The organism is Acetivibrio mesophilus (assembly GCF_004102745.1).
GTDB lineage: Bacteria > Bacillota > Clostridia > Acetivibrionales > Acetivibrionaceae > Hungateiclostridium > Hungateiclostridium mesophilum.
In genome coordinates, this window is the sequence record NZ_RLII01000020.1 from 1 (window position 1) to 18113 (window position 18113).

General features: G+C 37.2%; 17 protein-coding genes. 16 read left to right on the plus strand and 1 reads right to left on the minus strand.

From position 1 onward, the window contains the following. Window positions 1–386 precede the first annotated feature (386 nt). The 4 genes from EFD62_RS12700 to EFD62_RS12710 all read left to right on the plus strand — a co-directional run bounded on the left by EFD62_RS12700 (window position 387) and on the right by EFD62_RS12710 (window position 4618). Window positions 387–1304 carry an MBOAT family O-acyltransferase gene (locus EFD62_RS12700; RefSeq protein ID WP_235832650.1) on the plus strand — a complete coding sequence of 306 codons (918 nt, stop codon included), beginning with the start codon at window positions 387–389 and terminating at the stop codon, window positions 1302–1304. A gap of 11 nt (window positions 1305–1315) precedes the next feature. Further along, window positions 1316–1648: an MBOAT family O-acyltransferase gene (locus EFD62_RS18080; protein WP_235832651.1), complete on the plus strand. Its 333-nt coding sequence runs from the start codon at window positions 1316–1318 to the stop codon at window positions 1646–1648. A gap of 42 nt (window positions 1649–1690) precedes the next feature. Beyond that, window positions 1691–3037, plus strand: a complete 1347-nt coding sequence (locus EFD62_RS12705) for a DHHW family protein (protein ID WP_069193798.1) — start codon at window positions 1691–1693, stop codon at window positions 3035–3037. An 87-nt stretch (window positions 3038–3124) separates the two neighbouring features. Then, the gene (locus EFD62_RS12710; protein WP_069193797.1) at window positions 3125–4618 is read left to right on the plus strand and encodes an IMP dehydrogenase; all 1494 of its coding nucleotides are present in this window, start codon (window positions 3125–3127) and stop codon (window positions 4616–4618) included. A gap of 345 nt (window positions 4619–4963) precedes the next feature. Here the strand turns inward: EFD62_RS12710 and EFD62_RS12715 are convergent, their stop codons facing one another. Further along, window positions 4964–5941, minus strand: coding sequence for a hypothetical protein (locus EFD62_RS12715; protein ID WP_069193796.1), 978 nt, complete (start codon window positions 5939–5941; stop codon window positions 4964–4966). A gap of 254 nt (window positions 5942–6195) precedes the next feature. Here EFD62_RS12715 and lysA point away from each other — a divergent pair, with 254 nt between their 5' ends. From lysA to speB, 12 genes are all read left to right on the plus strand, one after another. Beyond that, window positions 6196–7509, plus strand: coding sequence for a diaminopimelate decarboxylase (lysA, locus tag EFD62_RS12720; protein ID WP_069193795.1), 1314 nt, complete (start codon window positions 6196–6198; stop codon window positions 7507–7509). Window positions 7510–7664: 155 nt separating this feature from the next. After that, a complete protein-coding gene (locus EFD62_RS12725; RefSeq protein WP_069193794.1) occupies window positions 7665–10301 on the plus strand; it encodes a CBS domain-containing protein in 2637 nt (878 codons plus the stop codon). Window positions 10302–10321: 20 nt separating this feature from the next. Continuing rightward, window positions 10322–10993, plus strand: coding sequence for a site-2 protease family protein (locus tag EFD62_RS12730; protein WP_069193793.1), 672 nt, complete (start codon window positions 10322–10324; stop codon window positions 10991–10993). Window positions 10994–11051: 58 nt separating this feature from the next. Next, complete coding sequence (trpS, locus tag EFD62_RS12735; RefSeq protein WP_069193792.1) at window positions 11052–12077, plus strand: tryptophan--tRNA ligase; 1026 nt, start codon at window positions 11052–11054, stop codon at window positions 12075–12077. A gap of 39 nt (window positions 12078–12116) precedes the next feature. Next, the gene (locus EFD62_RS12740) at window positions 12117–12908 is read left to right on the plus strand and encodes a segregation and condensation protein A (RefSeq protein WP_069193791.1); all 792 of its coding nucleotides are present in this window, start codon (window positions 12117–12119) and stop codon (window positions 12906–12908) included. Between the two features lie 21 nt (window positions 12909–12929). Continuing rightward, on the plus strand, window positions 12930–13526 hold the full coding sequence (gene scpB / locus EFD62_RS12745) for an SMC-Scp complex subunit ScpB (protein WP_069193790.1): 597 nt from the start codon (window positions 12930–12932) through the stop codon (window positions 13524–13526). Window positions 13527–13548: 22 nt separating this feature from the next. Continuing rightward, window positions 13549–14118: an RDD family protein gene (locus EFD62_RS12750; RefSeq protein ID WP_069193789.1), complete on the plus strand. Its 570-nt coding sequence runs from the start codon at window positions 13549–13551 to the stop codon at window positions 14116–14118. A 107-nt stretch (window positions 14119–14225) separates the two neighbouring features. Next, window positions 14226–14840 carry a DUF2953 domain-containing protein gene (locus EFD62_RS12755; protein WP_069193788.1) on the plus strand — a complete coding sequence of 205 codons (615 nt, stop codon included), beginning with the start codon at window positions 14226–14228 and terminating at the stop codon, window positions 14838–14840. Between the two features lie 42 nt (window positions 14841–14882). Next, the gene (gene ytfJ / locus EFD62_RS12760) at window positions 14883–15362 is read left to right on the plus strand and encodes a GerW family sporulation protein (RefSeq protein WP_069193787.1); all 480 of its coding nucleotides are present in this window, start codon (window positions 14883–14885) and stop codon (window positions 15360–15362) included. A 137-nt stretch (window positions 15363–15499) separates the two neighbouring features. After that, a complete protein-coding gene (locus tag EFD62_RS12765; RefSeq protein WP_069193786.1) occupies window positions 15500–16213 on the plus strand; it encodes a pseudouridine synthase in 714 nt (237 codons plus the stop codon). A 167-nt stretch (window positions 16214–16380) separates the two neighbouring features. After that, window positions 16381–17208, plus strand: coding sequence for a polyamine aminopropyltransferase (speE, locus tag EFD62_RS12770; RefSeq protein ID WP_069193785.1), 828 nt, complete (start codon window positions 16381–16383; stop codon window positions 17206–17208). 29 nt (window positions 17209–17237) lie between these two features. Next, complete coding sequence (speB, locus tag EFD62_RS12775; protein ID WP_128706234.1) at window positions 17238–18113, plus strand: agmatinase; 876 nt, start codon at window positions 17238–17240, stop codon at window positions 18111–18113.

Genomic DNA, 18113 nt, shown 5'->3' on the forward strand with positions numbered 1-18113 from the left:
TAGCTTGCAAAATATTGAAAATAATCTTATCATAATCTTGTGGGTGTGCTTTTCTAAGCATATTAGCAGGAGAAAGAGTGTTAAGTGGCCAAGCAAAACTGACTCTTTCTCTTTTTATATTATGATAATATACTTTTGGGATTTGGCAATAGATCAGATGGTATTTTGATGTATTTTTCAGCAGATTATTTTCTTGATTTATAGGTAAAAGTAATTTTAATTTGACGCTTTAGCAATCTAACAGGGAAAAACAATTTGTCGCTCTACATTTACCGATTAATATTCTTCTGTATTACTTAGTCAACAACAATACCTATAGGAATACGATACTCATAGTATCATCCCTTATTTTTTATGCTTGGGGAGAGCCGATATGGATTGTTGTTTTGCTTTTCAACGCATTGTTCAACTATTTTGGCGGACTACTTCTGGACAAGCATCGGGACAGTTTGAAGGGCAAAGGGATAATGGCCATATCCATTGCGGTAAACCTTCTTATTCTTGGATTTTTTAAGTACTTTGGATTTGTTGCTGAGAACCTGAATGATTTGCTAGGGGTCAATATACCAATCATAAACATAGGTCTTCCGATTGGTATATCCTTTTATACCTTCAAGACAATATCTTACTTAGTGGATATCTACCGGGGAGAGGTGGCAGCACAAAAGTCTCCCTTCAAGTTTTTATTGTATGTATCATTGTTCCATCATCTGGTAGCAGGCCCTATTGTAAGGTATAAAGATATTGAGCAGGATATTGAGAAACGGAAACTATCCATGGAATCCTTTAACAGTGGTGTAAGCCGCTTTATTATTGGCCTTGGCAAGAAAGTCATCATTGCAAACCAGGCAAGCGAATTCTCTAAAGCCTTCCTGGACATGGATTATTCAAGCCTTCCGGTAATAGGTGCATGGGCTGGAATTCTATTGTTTGCTATACAAATATACTTTGATTTTTCAGGTTATTCAGATATGGCAATCGGGCTGGGCAAAATGTACGGCTTCAATTATAAGGAAAACTTTAATTATCCCTATATTGCAAAATCCGCTACTGAGTTTTGGCGAAGATGGCATATATCATTATCCTCATTTTTTAGGGATTATGTATACATTCCTCTTGGAGGAAACAGAAAGCATCAAATAAGAAATATACTGGTGGTGTGGTTCCTTACAGGACTCTGGCATGGTGCTAGCTGGAACTTCATTGTGTGGGGATTGTATTTCTTTGTACTGCTTATACTCGAAAAGTTCTTGCTTTTCAAAATGAAAAAATACCCCAGTTTTTATGGAGAGTATATTTTATAGTTGCAATACTGATGGGCTGGGTATTCTTTTACCATACGGACATAAATGAGGCCTTTCAATTCATAGGCATCATGTTTGGCATAAACGCTTCATCCTGGTGGAGTCCTGAGATATCCATTTTCCTTAAGAACTACATGGTTTTTATTGTAATTTCATTGATTGCGTGTACACCGGTTGCAAAAGTGCTTTTTGATCGTATAAAAGAAGTCTTAAGCAAAAAACAAATAGGGGTTTATACAGTTGACCAATTGATAAAATCCACCGTAAATATTGCAATTTTGATATTGTCAATTGTTCTAATGGTCGGTCAATCATATAATCCATTCCTTTACTTTAAGTTTTAGGACGGATTTAACAAGTTTACAGTATTGGTGGGAGGTATAATCATGAAAAAGATGCAAATAGATACCATTGCATTTTTGCTCATAATCTCTATTTTGGGAATAGCAAATTTTGCGGTTATAAATAAGCCCGAGGTATCAGAATTGGAAAATAGAGCATTGAAGAAAAAGCCTGATTTCACATTGGCTGCATTGGCAGACGGAAGTTTTTTTACTGACTACAATGAGTATTATAACGATACTTTCATTTTTAGGGATAATATATTACAATTAAGTAGTAACATTCAACAATCAATGTTTTTTAGTGGCTCAGACGTAAAGATTATTGTTTCCGACAAGTCAAAAGAATATAATACCGCACCGGATAATCAAAATACTGATGAAAGCAGTAACAATCAAAAAAATCCCGAATCCACAAATGAGGGAATAAATATCGAAGAACCGCAAGAGTCCCCGCAGCCCATCCCCACACAGAAGCAGTATAATGAAAGTGATGGTGTAGGATATTGGCTTGTTATTGACGGAAAAGCTGTAGAACTCTTTAAGTTCAACAAAGAAAGCTTTAATTACTATGCTGATGTTTTGAATGAGTATTACGCCAGACTTGGAAATAAAATGCCGATATATTCACTGATTGCACCTACAAACAGTGAATTTGTACAGCTTAGACAATATAAGGGGATAACAGATTCCCAGAATAATGCAATAGGATATTTGAGCACAAAATTTACCAATGGAATAACTGCAGTAAATGCATATGATATATTAAATGAACATAAGGACGAGTATATTTATTTCAGAAGTGATCATCACTGGACGGCGCTAGGGGCATATTACGCATACAGGGCTTTTATGGAGACAAAGGGTGAAGAGCCTGTACCTTTGGAAAATTACGAAGAAGTAAAAATTGATAATTTTCTGGGCAGCACCTATGCCAAAACCCGGGACAAAAGCATTGAGAAGAACCCCGATACCATCTATGCATATAAGCCGTTTGTGAAGTACAAATACGAGATGCACCATTACAATGAATGTGACGAAGCAGAAATTATAGATATGAAATACGCTGATACAAAGCTGGACAAATATTTGGTGTTTTTAAGCAGTGGAGACTCAACATGGGCAGTTATCAGCACAGACAATAAAAATGGCAAAAAGCTTCTGGTTATAAAGGATTCCTATGGCAACAGTTTTGTGCCTTTCCTGCTTCCTCATTATGAAGAAATATACGTTATTGACCCAAGATTTTATGATTTTAATACAATAGGAATGGATGTTATTGATTTTATCCATAATAAAGGAATTAACGAGCTTTTGTTTGTCAATTACATGGAAAATGTAAATTATAAAGAATACATGCATAGTCTTGATAATCTGATGGGACAAGACTAATTGTAATCTATAAGCTGTAAAAAATCTTTGACATTCGTCAAAAAATGATATAAAATATCTTAAATTTATATGAGGAGGAAAGAGAGCATGGCTTACATCTATAATGATGTATCAAGAACTTTTAGTGAATACTTATTAATACCAAACCTTACAACGGAGAAATGTACTCCGAATAATATAGACCTGAGCACAAATTTGGCAAAGTTCAAAAAAGGTGATGACTGTAATCTAAAACTGAATATTCCGATTGTGTCTGCCATTATGCAGTCAGTGTCTAGCGATACGCTGGCAATAGCTCTTGCCAGATGCGGCGGATTATCTTTTATATATGGGTCTCAATCAATCGAAAATCAGGCTGAGATGGTTAAAAAGGTCAAAAAATATAAGTCGGGATTTGTTGTGAGTGATTCCAATCTTACAATCGATAGTACGTTAAAGGATGTTATTGATTTAAAGAGTAGAACCGGACACTCCACTATTGCAATAACAGACGACGGCACATCATCCGGCAAGCTTCTTGGAATAGTTACTACAAGGGACTATAGGATAAGCAGAGATCCTTTAGATAGAAAAGTAAAGGACTTTATGACACCTTTTTCAAAGCTTGTTGTAGGTAACTTGGGTATCAGTTTAAGTGAAGCAAATGATATAATATGGGCTCATAAACTCAATTGTCTTCCTATCGTTGATGCAGATCAAAAGCTTCACTACTTCGTTTTCAGGAAGGACTATGACGATCATAAGCAAAATCCGTATGAATTGCTTGATAACAACAAAAGGCTTATGGTTGGAGCAGGAATAAATACAAGGGATTATGAAGAAAGAGTACCGGCATTGGTAGAGGCAGGAGCTGACGTGCTGTGTATTGACTCATCTGACGGATTCTCCGTATGGCAGAAAAACACTTTAGAATTTATTAAATCAAAATACGATATAAAAGTAGGGGCAGGAAATGTGGTTGACAAAGAAGGTTTCTTGTACCTTGTAGAAGCAGGAGCTGATTTTGTAAAGATCGGAATCGGAGGCGGCTCTATCTGTATAACTCGTGAACAGAAGGGAATAGGAAGAGGACAGGCTTCGGCTGTTATTGAGGTAGCAAAAGCAAGGGATGAATATTTTGAAAAAACCGGTGTTTATATTCCTTTATGCTCTGACGGCGGTATTGTTCACGATTATCACATTGTTTTGGCACTGGCAATGGGTGCTGATTTCGTAATGATGGGAAGATATTTTGCAAGATTCGATGAAAGTCCAACAAAGAAGGTTAAGAGCGGAAACGGTTATGTTAAAGAATACTGGGGAGAAGGCTCAAACAGAGCTAGAAACTGGCAACGCTATGACCATGGAGGAGATAGCTCCAACATGAAATTTGAAGAAGGCGTGGAAAGCTACGTGCCCTATGCAGGTAAACTAAGTGATAACCTTGAAATTACACTAAATAAGATAAAAGCTACAATGTCAAGCTGCGGTGCAGCTTCCATAAGTGAGCTTCAGGAAACTGCAAGGTTAACTCTCGTGTCTTCCACAAGCATAATAGAAGGTGGAGCTCACGACGTTATATTAAAGGATAAGGATTATTAATTGGTGTTTTATTAGATAAAGGTAAATAAAATAACTTTTCTATTTGTGCCTCGCAGGTCTAAAGAGTACGACCTGTTGAGGCACAAATTTATGCAAATAAAAGCTTGGGACATCGAGTACCTTCTCTTTGGCGTCTTTCATTTCATTCCAAGAGGACAAATAAAAATCTTCCTTATCGGAGATCTTTATGTATCGGTATTTAGTTTACAGTCCTCTCAATCAATAAATTCACTGTTCTTTCCGACATGCGAAACAACTCCCTTCATTATCAGTATATTCTTCTCAAAAACTTGAGTGTTTGTCTTAAGTTACTTTATACTTTATTCTGACACAAATCTTCAGATTTTAAACATTCTTTTTTTCACATTGGGTTATAGAAATTACAACACCATCTCCGGGAAGAATCCAGTCCTTAAAACCTATTTCCAGTCCATTATCCATTGGTTCTTCAATAATTCTGTCTTTATGATTTCCCATAAATCCGAAGCTATGCCATGATATTTGATAAGAAGGGTCGTTTAATATAAAAATAACATTGTAATCTTTACAAGGCCGGGTTATCTTATTGGAAAAGCACACATCATTTAAAGGCACAATTGTTTCAATAACCATATCTATAGTACATTTCTTTTTTACTTTTATGTCCCAAAAGGTATGTACTTTAATGCAGTATGCATCGCTGTTTTCAGGGCAATTGTCCAAAATACGAATTCTCTCATTGATGTCTTTGGTGAAGTCATCGGTATTAACAACGAATCTCTTAATCTGGTACAATCTGTCGTTTTCCACTTGTTCGACCCTTTGCATTTCTGCACCAAAGGGTATTTTTATGTTGCATTCACGTTTTGACGGATTTACAATCTCAAACTTCTTTCTTATGGTCTTGGATATATAGTTTTCATAAATATGACATTCAATTTTTGTTCTGTAGCTCTTATAATAGCATTCATTTAAAAGTGAAGATAATTCTCTCTCAAAGAAATTATAGAAATTATCCTTATCGTGATTATTATCTCTAAAATACAGCTCCGTCTCAATTTTCGCTTTTAAATCCTTCATTTCATCCTTTGTCAACCTGTTTACAAAATCATACTTAACCAGTGTTTCTGTAGATTCCACCCAGAATTTTACCACGTTGATAAAAGTGGATGTAATAAGTGATACTCCCACACTTCTTATTCCTGTAAGAATAATATCACCGAATATCCCTAGATAAAACGCGTTTTTAGGGGGAAAAAACAACTCAAAATAAGAAGCAGACATTATTAATGCTGTTCCAAGTATGAATGAAATCAAAGATATAATACGAAGTCTTTTGACCATAACATATCATCTCCATTAAATTCGTATTACTATAATTTATTATGTCTAATAGAAAATTATTACAATTGTTTTGTACAAAGCTTTAATAAGCGAAGGGCTATAAATAAGCAATTCATAGAATATTTGCAGGATTTTATATTGACTCTTGCAAATTTTAATGCTACGATTATGTATATCATTCTATAAAGAGATATTTGCATATATTTGAATTCAAATCGGATTATTGATTAATATAAGTGTGGAAGGTGGAGAATATGTTCGTTTCAAAGGCGTTAAGGGTTAACAGTAAAAATCACCTTGAAATCGGCGGATGTGATTGTGTTGATCTTGTAAACAACTTCGGAACTCCTTTATATGTAATGGATGAAAGTCTTTTAAGGGAGAATTGCCGTATATATAAAAATGCGTTGGACAGCTACTACGACGGAAAAGGTCTAGTACTTTATGCCAGTAAGGCATTATGTACAATGGCAATGTGCAAGATTGCTCAGCAGGAGGGCCTTGGACTGGATGTCGTATCGGGCGGAGAACTGTACACTGCGATTAAAGCTGGATTTCCTATGGATAGGGTTTACTTTCACGGAAACAATAAAACCATTAGCGAATTGGAATTGGCGATTGACAGCAATATCAGAAGGATAGTGGTGGATAACAGGCAGGAACTTCTTCATATAAACGAAATTGCTGCAAAAAAAGGTAAGACAGTAAATATTTCCTTTAGAATAAAGCCTGGAATTGATGCTCATACTCATGACTTTGTCCAGACTGGACAGATTGACTCCAAATTTGGTGTTGCCATTGAAAACGGTGAGGCAATGGAAATAATAAGTGAAGCTGTAAAGCTTAGCAACGTCAAAGTGGTTGGAGTGCATTGCCATATAGGATCTCAAATTTTCGAACTCAGTCCCTTTGAGGAAGCCGCAAAGGTAATGCTGACCTTTATCTCGAAGATAAAGGAAGAACTGGGGGTAGAGATTGAAGAGCTCAATCTTGGAGGAGGCTTTGGTATAAAATACACCCAAGAGGATGACCCCATAGAATATGATCAGTATATAAAGTCAGTTTCAAAAGTTGTAAAAAGCGTGTGCGAAGATAAGGGAATAAAGCTTCCGTTTATAGTGATGGAGCCGGGCAGATCCATCGTTGCATCGGCAGGGATAACACTGTATAGAATCGGCACTATTAAGGATATCAAGGGTGTAAGAAAATATATCGCCGTCGATGGCGGAATGACCGACAACCCAAGATATGCCCTCTACCAGTCAAAGTATGAAGGCGTTATTGCCAATAAAGCTGACGCAATGAAAACAGATAAGGTGACAATTGCAGGCAAGTGCTGCGAATCCGGAGATTTACTCGGTAAAGATGTTATGCTTCCCGAAGCAGAAGAGGGAGATATTCTGGCAATTTTGGCCACTGGGGCATACAACTATTCCATGTCCAGCAACTACAACCGCATTCCAAGACCTCCAGTTGTTCTTGTGAAAGACGGCAAGGCGAGAGTTATTGTTAAAAGGGAAGATTATAACGATATAATACGAAACGACATTCTGCCTGAAGATCTGTAAGCTTAATAAACGTTAATAGATTAATATAAAGAAGATGGAGAGCACATTTCAAATTTTGTGCTCTTTTTCTATATATTCTGTTATAATGAATCATATAAAATCGTACAATATCTGACGAGATACATAAGAAAAGGATATTTTGTGGAGAGATGAAAATGGATATTATTACAGGCCATGTAAATAGTGATTTTGATTGTCTTGCATCCATGTTGGCGGCAAGTAAGCTTTATCCCGATGCTGTCATGGTTCTTCCCGGGATTATTGGAAAAGATGTAAGAAAGTTTCTAAACTTATACAGAGACTCATTCCATTTTTTGTCTGCAAAAGACATAGACCTAGAACAGGTTGAAAGAATAATTGTTGTAGACACAAATTCAAAATCAAGGCTTGAAAAATCTTTTGTCAAATTACTTGACAGGCCTGATATTGAGATAATTGTGTATGACCATCATCCTCTGAGCGAAAACATGATTAAGGCACAAAAAGTGACTATCGAAGACGTAGGAGCATGTATAACTCTGATTGCCGGAGAGATAGAAAAGCTCAATATTGAAATTTCTCCATTGGAAGCAACAGTTATGGCTCTGGGAATATACGCCGATACAAACTGTTTGACATTGCCGGGTACTACTTCAAAGGATGCATATACTCTAGCTTTCCTTTTATCTAAGGGAGTCAATTTGCAGGTTATAGAGGACTATATGACAAATCCTTTGAGTTTGAATCAGCAGGTTCTCTTGGAAAAGATGAGCAAAAACATCAGAGTTATTGATATAAATGGTTTTCAGGTTGCTTTTTCCGCGGTAGAGGTTGAGGACTACGTGGATAATGCGGCTTTTCTCACTAGAAAGCTGCTGGAAGAAAGAGATTATGATGCTTTCTTCTCCATTCTCAGAATGGACAATAAAACATACATAATCGGAAGAAGCCTTGAAGATGAAATTGATGTAGGTCAGGCAATGACTTTCTTCAACGGCGGAGGCCATCCGGGCGCAGGTTCGGGCAAATCCGATGAAGCGGACCTTGACAAGATCTCAAGCTCTCTTATAAAAATTCTTAAGGAAAATATTCGACCGATGGAGAGAGCTAAGGATATAATGAGCTCACCGGTTAAAACAGTTTCTTTTGATTCCAGTATAGATGAAGCCAGCAAGGTAATGCTAAGATACGGTCATTCCGGACTTCCGGTGGTAAAGGATGGCATTCTTTGCGGAATTATATCCCGTAGGGATATTGAAAAAGCACGTTTGCACGGCTTTGGAAGCTCTCCTGTCAGAGCTTATATGACAAAAAACGTGATTACAATATCTCCGGAAACCTCGATCAAAACCATTGAGGATCTGCTTGTTGAGCACAACATCGGAAGACTTCCGGTGGTATGTGGAAACAAGCTTTTAGGGATTGTTACCAGATCGGATATTATAGCCACGTTCTTTGGTGAAAACTCACCTCGGTGGTACAAAAAGAACTATATTGACAGTCAAAGTTTAAACTTGAGAAATCATAATCTCTCGGACAAGATAAATGCCCTTCCTCAAAAGGTAAAGAATCTTCTCGTTGAAGCCGGCAGAATTGCAGATGATGAGGGTTTAAGCGTATATGTTGTTGGGGGTTTTGTACGTGATATTATACTTGGAGTCGAAAATCTAGATATTGATATTGTCGTAGAAGGAGATGCCCTGCGATTTTCCGAAAAACTTGCAGACTATTATTGTGCTCACCTTACAAAGCACGATAGGTTCGGTACTGCAGTGGTGGTTTTGGAAGATGACTTTAAGATTGATGTGGTAACGGCCCGAAAGGAATACTATGAATATCCTGCGTCCCTTCCCGTTATTGAAGGGGGGACTATAAAGGATGATCTATTCCGAAGGGATTTTACCATAAACAGCATGGCAATAAAGCTTAATAAATCCGGCTTCGGCAATATAGTAGACTTTTATGGAGGCAGAAGGGATCTTCAGATGGGGCTTATAAGGATATTATATAACCTGAGCTTTGTGGAAGACCCTACAAGAGTATTCAGGGCAATAAGATTCGAACAAAGGTATGACTTTAGAATGGAGGAGAAAACCGAAGAATTTGCGATAAAGGCAATAGAATCCGGTATTCTTGGCAAGGTAAGTCATGAAAGGATAAACTTCGAGCTCTTTTCAATGCTAAAGGAAAGCAATATTCCCGCCATTTTGGAAAGAATGGAGCAATTGCACATACTAAAAAAGGTCTATCCCCAGATCATGCTTACTAATGACTTAAAAAAGGTTTTAAGAAATGCCGAAGAAGATTTTGCTTACTTTAGTGAAAAGCTAAATCACCCAGAGTCTCCAGACAGGACTCTTTTGTATTTATTAATTCTTCATTCAAACATGGATCATGAAAATGCCGCTAAGTCATCGGAGAACATGAGACTTACAAAAGAATACAAGGAAGAAATATTGAAGCTCATCGAAGTAAGAGACAGGGTGCTTTCAAATTTGTCCGGAAATGTTGATATATCTTATTATGATGTTTATAATGAGTTAAAGGGATTATCGATAGAGATTCTCCTCGTATTATGCATGATAAGCGGTGAGAAAAAAGTAATCAACAGAATAATCCTGTATATAAATAACCTCAAAAATATCAAGACATATATATCCGGTAAGGATTTAAGGGATTTGGGCGTGAAGCCCGGACCCGAGTATAAGCTACTTCTTGAAGAGGTGCTCGCAGCAAAACTCAATGGTAGCTTACAAACTTATAAAGATGAGCTGGAGTTCCTTAAGAGAATAATTAGCAAAGAAAATAATTAGTAATAATAAGGGAGAAGGAAATGTTATTCCAAGAATTTCAAAATAATCCGGAGTTGATAATTTATTGGTTCATGGTTTTCGCTTTTTCTATATCGGTTCATGAATCGGCACATGCGTATATAGCCTATCGTTTAGGGGATTCAACCGCCAAAGACAAAGGAAGAATTACTCTTGATCCATTAAAGCATCTTGATTTGTTTGGTACTTTAATGATATTAATCAGCTTTATAGGATGGGCAAAGCCTGTCCCTATAAATCCGTCTAATTTTAAAAACAAAAAGACCGGTACACTCCTTGTAAGTCTGGCAGGACCTCTTTCCAATTTGATTCTGGCAGTACTTTTTGCTATTCCCCTTACTTTTGTGACTTTAAAGTATTTTCCACTGGAGGACAACCCACTAAGTCCAGTAGTGATTATCTATAATTTTGCCTCCTATGGTTTTTTTATGAATACAATTTTGGCTGTTTTTAATTTTCTGCCTTTGCCTCCTCTAGATGGCTCTAAGGTATTTACTGCTTTTTTGCCATCAAAATATTATTTTAAGGTTATGCAATATCGCAATGCAGCTTTTATTATATTGGTAGTATTGTCCTATACCGGATGGCTTGGCAAAATAATTACGCCGGTTATTGATGTGGTGCAAAGTGCCATATTCTTTGTAATTGTACCCATAATGAAGCTGATTGTATAAAAAATATGATTAGACTTTAATATAAAAAAAAGATATAATTTATTATTGTAAGAATCGCATGACAAGATTTATTATACGGGAGAGTGAAGTTTTAGTGAAAAAAGGTACTATATTAAGCGGCATGAGACCTACTGGAGCTTTGCATCTGGGCAATTATTTCGGTGCCCTGGAAAACTGGGTAAAGCTTCAGGATGATTATGATTGTTATTTTTTTGTAGCCGATTGGCATGCCCTTACAACAGGATATGAAGATACCTCAGAAATTAAGAATAATATAAATGACCTTGTTATAGATTGGATTAGTGCGGGGCTGGACCCTGAGAAATGCGTAATATTTTTGCAGTCAAGCATAAAAGAGCATGCAGAACTGCATTTGCTGTTTTCCATGACTACGCCTCTTTCATGGTTGCTTCGTTGCCCGACATACAAGGACCAGCTCAATCAATTGAAGGATAAGAATATTACTACCTACGGATTTTTAGGATATCCGTGCCTTCAGGCTGCTGATATATTGATTTATAAGGCCGGTTTTGTGCCGGTAGGAGAAGATCAGCTTCCACATCTTGAGTTGACCAGGGAGATCGCAAGGAGATTTAATTATTTGTTCGATGAAGTATTTCCCGAGCCTCAGGCCATTTTGACAAAGGCAAAGGTATTGCCCGGAACCGATGGCAGAAAGATGAGCAAAAGCTATGGCAATACCATAGCTCTGTCTGATAGTCCCGATGAAGTGAGGAAAAAAGTAAGCACAATGATAACCGATCCTGCAAGAATTAAGAAGGATGACCCCGGCCATCCCGAGGTGTGTACGGTATTTTCCTTTCATAAGGTATTCAATGAGGCTGAAGTACCTGAAGTTGAAGAACAGTGCAGAGGCGGCAAGATAGGTTGCGTGCAATGCAAGAAGAACCTTGCAAACAAAATGGTAGAGCATCTTGGACCTATATATGAAAGAAGACAGAAAATACTGGAAAATCCCGGTATGGTCAAAGAGATTATTGCAAACGGTAATGAAAAAGCCAGAAAAATTGCTCAGCAAACTATGGAAGACGTAAGAAAAGCTATGAGAATAGATTTTATTTAGCCTTTTTCCGACAGGCCTATAAAGGGTGGTGAATTTTTTTTGGAAAGTGTGTTGTCAAAAGCATGTACTATAAAAATACAAAACTTTGAAGGACCGTTTGATCTATTGTTTCATCTTATAGAAAAGAATCAGATAGATATCTATGATATACCTATACACGAAATAACGGACCAATATATGGATTACCTCTTTGCAATGCAGGAGCTTGATCTGGAAATAGCCAGTGAATTTCTGGTAATGGCAGCAACACTTCTTCACATTAAATCAAGGCTTTTGCTCCCAAGTCCGAAACAGAACAAGGAGGAGGAGCTAGATCCTCGGGAAGAGCTGGTTCTAAAGCTCATTGAATATAAGAAGTATAAGAAATTTACGGAAATCTTAAAGATAAGGGAAAAGGATAGCGAACGATATTTCTACAAAGGTCCCGAGGATATTGACATCAAGCATGAGGATGAGCCTTTAGAACTCTCTTATGATGAGTTAAAGAGGGTCTATGTTGAGTTGATAGAGAGAAATGAAAGAAAAATGAATAAAAATACCGGAAAAATGACTCAGATACTGCAGCATGAAAAGGTTTCCCTGCGCAGCAAGATTAGGGATGTGATCAGGACACTCTTGAAAAAACCAATATTTAAGTTTTCTGAGCTTTTTTCTCCAAAAACCAGGTCCAAACTTGAAATTGTTACAGGTTTTCTCGCTATACTAGAGCTGGCAAAGCTTAAAAAAATTACCTTGATACAGCAAAAGCAGTTTGCGGATATTACGGTCTGCAAATGTGAGAATACCGATCTTGAGGATATTGACGAAGAAAATATTGCAGCTGAAAACTGATATGGGGTTGGAGTGATGTGAATGGATTTAAAGAAGCTCGAGGGAATAGTCGAAGGCATGCTTTTTGCTTCAGGCGACAGAATTTCTATTGAGAAACTTAGCAATATTATAGGTATTGACAAAAAGACAATCAAGCTTGTCTTGAACAATATGATAGTAAACTATAATAATAATCCCTCTCGAGGTATTAGCATAAGGGAAATAAATAATGGATACCAGCTTTGTTCAAAGCCTGAGTACTATGACTATATAAAACAGCTTTTTGAACCTAGGCAACGCAGCGGTTTGTCCCAAGCCGCCCTTGAGACCCTAGCAATTATTGCCTATAATAGACCTATAACTAAAACAAGGATTGAGCAGATAAGGGGTGTAAACTCAGATAGTGCGGTTGCAAGACTCCTTGAAAAAAATCTCATTAGAGAATCCGGAAGACTGGATGCTCCCGGGAAACCCGTATTGTATGAGACCACGGACGAATTTTTCAGAAGCTTTGGTTTTAAGTCGGATTCGGATTTACCCATATTTGAACTAAATGATGTTCAGGAGCCGGAAGAAGTCAATCAAAATAGTGGACAGGAAAAACAGGATACAGAATTCGAAAAACAAGAAAAGGTATAAATAACAATTTAAGGTGATTTAAATGAGAGAATATGATAGAAGAACTGACCCGCAAGGGTCTTATAGTATATTCAGTTCTCAGCCATGGGCAAGGTTTTGGGCTAGGATTATTGATATATTTATTATTGATACCATTGTAAGATTGACTCAATTGATTTTTTTCACTGGGAGTATGTTTGAACCTATCTTGCTTAGTATGGGGACCTATTTTATCTGGGCTCTTGCTGAGGCAAAATTAATGTCAACCTGGGGAACTACTCCCGGAAAATGGCTGCTAAAAATAAAGGTGCGAACCAATGATTTGGAGATACCGGACTTTAAAACTGCATTGAAAAGAAGTATCCTTGTCTGGATACTGGGTATGGGTTTGGGCATTTTTACAACAGTATCCTATATTTTCGGCTATTACGAACTAACCAGGAGAGGTAATGTTCCTTGGGACCGAACCACTGGGTGCAGTGTTGAACACGAAAAAATGAGTGAAAACAGGCGACTTGCTGTGGTTTTTATAGTGATTGGGCTTTGTATCGTGTCTTTTTCACTGGCTCTTGTCAACGGCTTTTTGTATTTAGCAGAATTTCAGGGATTTTAAAAATCTTTCGTCAAAAACTTTATATTTTAGATTATCGCACAAAAAAATACACAAATTACGTGTATTTTTTTATTTTATAGGCAAAAATAACTAAATGAGGTGTGATAATGTTTTATAGTATTATTTTTGGATTAATAGTTCTTACTCTAATTGTATTGATGCTTTTATTAAAAGTAAATATTGTGATTGAATATAGCAAAGGCGGACAGAATGACCGCTTTGTGTTGTCTTTTTTTGTGCTAAAAAGACCTATCGGGTTTACATACAAAAAACATGAGCAAAATAAAAAAAAGAAGGGGGTATCTATAGACTACAAAAAAATCATAGAAAACATAGAAAAATCCAAAGGCCAATATGAAAAAAATCAAGAAATTATAAAGAAAATCCTAAACTATTTAAAATGTAGAATATCTATTGAAAGACTGGAGCTTAAGACAGTGATTGGAACAGGAAATGCATCTTATACTGCCATACTGACAGGCATAGCATGGAGCGCTGTAGGAATTCTTGTTTCAATACTTCACAATTTCACGACTGTAAAAGACAAAAGGGTAGAAATAAAGCCGGACTTCGCAGGAAAAAAGTTTAATCTTGAACTATATTGTATATTAAAGGTTAAAATTGTTTATATTATTGTTATAGGTTTGATGATACTTAAGCACTTAATAAAAACAAAAGTTGGTTTTATTAACGTAAAAAAAAGTATTGCAGTATATAAATAAGATACAGTTTTTGCAAAAATAAAATACCAGGTGGTGATTAACATGGCAGAACATCCCATTCAAGGTTTAATGGCAACAGCGATGGAAAACATTAAAGATATGGTGGATGTAAATACCATAGTAGGAGATGCAGTTCAGGCACCGGATGGAACAGTAATTATACCTATTTCAAAAGTGACTTTTGGTTTTGCGGCAGGGGGAGGAGAATACTCTTCATGCTGTACAGTCGAGGGAGAAAGCGAAGACAATTCCGAAGATGGCAATAGCAAGCCGGAAAGCAAGTTTCCCTTTGTAGGCGGTAGCGGTGGAGGAGTCAGTATAAACCCAGTGGCATTCATGGTTGTGGGCCAGGGACAGATTAAGCTCCTGCCTGTAAACATGAATTCATCCTTGGAAAAGGTATTGGATTTGATTCCGGATCTCATTGAAAAAACAAAGGATTCTGTAAAAAAGAACCTAAAGGTAAAAAAAGAAATAAAGTCCGATGATGCAAATGCCAAATGCGCTAAGGAAGATGAATAAGTGGGAATAGCCCACTTTTTCTATATGCGGATATTGAAGAAGGCTAATTTGGATGATTTAAAAACTGCTGCATTTATGATAATATTTAAAATAAAAATAAGCAAAATAGAATTAACAAAAAGGATTGAGTTTTGTTTATGGAAGAAATAAGACTGCAAAAGTATATTGCGGAATGCGGAGTTGCATCCAGAAGAAAGTCTGAAGAACTGATAAGTCAGGGTAGAGTTCGGGTTAATGGTGAAACAGTCACCCAAATGGGTAGAAAGGTTTCCTTAAATGACGTAATAGAGGTTGACGGAAAACAGGTCAAAATGGAAGAAAGAAAGGTCTATATAGCATTAAATAAGCCAGTAGGATACATAAGCTCCGCAAGGGACCAGTTTGGAAGAAAGACGGTGCTGGATCTGGTCAAGGATATAAAGGAAAGGGTTTTCCCGGTAGGAAGACTTGATTATGATACATCAGGTCTTTTACTGCTTAGTAACGACGGCGATTTTACCTACAAGCTGACCCATCCAAAGCATGAGATAAAAAAGGTCTATGAGGCCGATTTGATGGGCATTCCTTCGAAGGATGACATAATACGCTTTGAACAGGGCCTATGGATTGATGATTACCTCACAAGCCCAGCCAATCTTCAGCTTTTAGAAAGCAATGGCAAGACCTCCAAGGTTAAGATAACCATACACGAAGGAAAGAACCGGCAGGTTAGGAAAATGTGTGATAAAATAGGCTGTCCCGTAATAAAGCTCAAAAGAATCTCTATTGGAGAGGTATCCTTAGGGAAATTAAATGAAGGCTCTTGGAGAAGCTTAACTGACTCGGAGATAAACTCATTTTTTAATTATTAACAAATAACCTATATATCACCTTTTCTATGGTATTTAACATATTAACTCATATGAAAATAATGTTTTGACAAAACACTATTTCCAATTTAAAATATTAATGGCTATAAGAAGTAAACGGCTAATTATATATGCCGCTATTTAAACACATAGAATAGGAGTTGAATTGAATGGAACTTTGGTATACAGAGTATCAGACCTCTTCAGTAGGAATTACTTGCAAAACAAAGAAGACCTATCACACAGAAAAAACAGAATATCAGGAACTGGCACTCATAGATACGGAGCAGTTCGGTAAAATGCTTGTTTTGGATGGTACAGTTCAGACCACAATTGAGGACGAATTTGTCTATCATGAAATGATAACCCACGTTCCGCTGTTTACCCATAAAAACCCCAAAAAGGCACTGGTTATCGGAGGCGGGGACGGCGGTGCAATAAGAGAGATAATAAAGCATCCCTCCATTGAAAAGGCGGTTTTATGTGAAATAGATGGGCGCGTTATTGAGGTATCCAAGCAGTATCTTCCAGAGATTAGCTGCGCTTTGGATGACAAAAAAGTTGAGGTAGTGGTTGGCGACGGTATCAAGTACGTAAATGAACACAAAAATGAATTTGATGTTATAATGGTCGATTCTACAGACCCGGTAGGGCCTGCTGTGGGGCTGTTTGCCGTTGATTTTTATAAGGCAATATACGACTCCTTAAAGGAAGACGGTATATTTGTTGCACAGACTGAATCTCCTTTCTTCCACAAAGACCTAATAACCAAAGTCTTTAATGATGTTAAGTCATTGTTCCCGATAACAAGGCTTTACACATGCGCAATTCCTACATATCCCAGCGGATATTGGAGCTTTACTATGGGTTCAAAGAAGTATGATCCTTTAGAAACCGATACAGACAGCATACCGAATATCGACACTAAGTATTACTGTCCACAAATTCACAAATCGGTATTCTCACTACCAAAGTTTGTTGCGGATTTGGTGAAATAGTTTAAAATTTCTTTTGATGAGGTATTAACATGAGTTTAAAAGATGGAAATTCTACACTGTCGACAAGATTTATGGCAAGTACCGACAGTTATGACGATGCCTCCGTAGTTATGGTGGGTGTTCCCATGGATTTTACCTGTAGTTTCAGACCGGGAACAAGGTTTGGACCACAGAAAATCAGGGAAGTATCTATAGGTATCGAAGAATATAGCATATACATGGATAGAGATTTAACCCAGTGTTCTTTCTTTGATTCCGGGGATTTGGATCTTCCTTTCGGTAATGTAGATAAAAGCCTTGAACTTATTGGAGAGTCAGCAGAGGAAATACTTTGCGACAATAAATTTCCGCTTTTTATCGGAGGCGAGCATCTTATCAGCGTTCCGGTAATAAAAAAGGTATACGATAAATATGGCTCTGACCTGATAGTGGTTCAGTTTGACGCCCACGCCGACCTAAGAGAAGGATATCTTGGATGTCCAAATTCTCATGCATCGGCTGTAAGACGCTTAGTTGACTTTATGCCCGGAAAGAACATTTATCAGTTTGGGATAAGGTCCGGAACCAGGGATGAGTTTGAATATGCAAAAAAATATACCAACATGTACACCATTGACGTTTTTGAGCCCTTAAGCCGTGTCATAGATACCATCAAGGACAAGCCCATATATATAACCCTTGATATTGACGTTGTAGACCCTGCATATGTCAATGGCACAGGCACACCGGAGCCCGGTGGAATCAGTTCCAGGGAGCTTCTTGAGTCCATCCATTTGTTTAAGGGAACCAATATCGTTGGATTTGATATTGTGGAGGTTTCGCCCCCTTATGATCAATCGGACAGGACTGCGCTCCTTGCAGCAAAAATTATTAGAGATGTCATCATGATGACTGAAATGAGATAA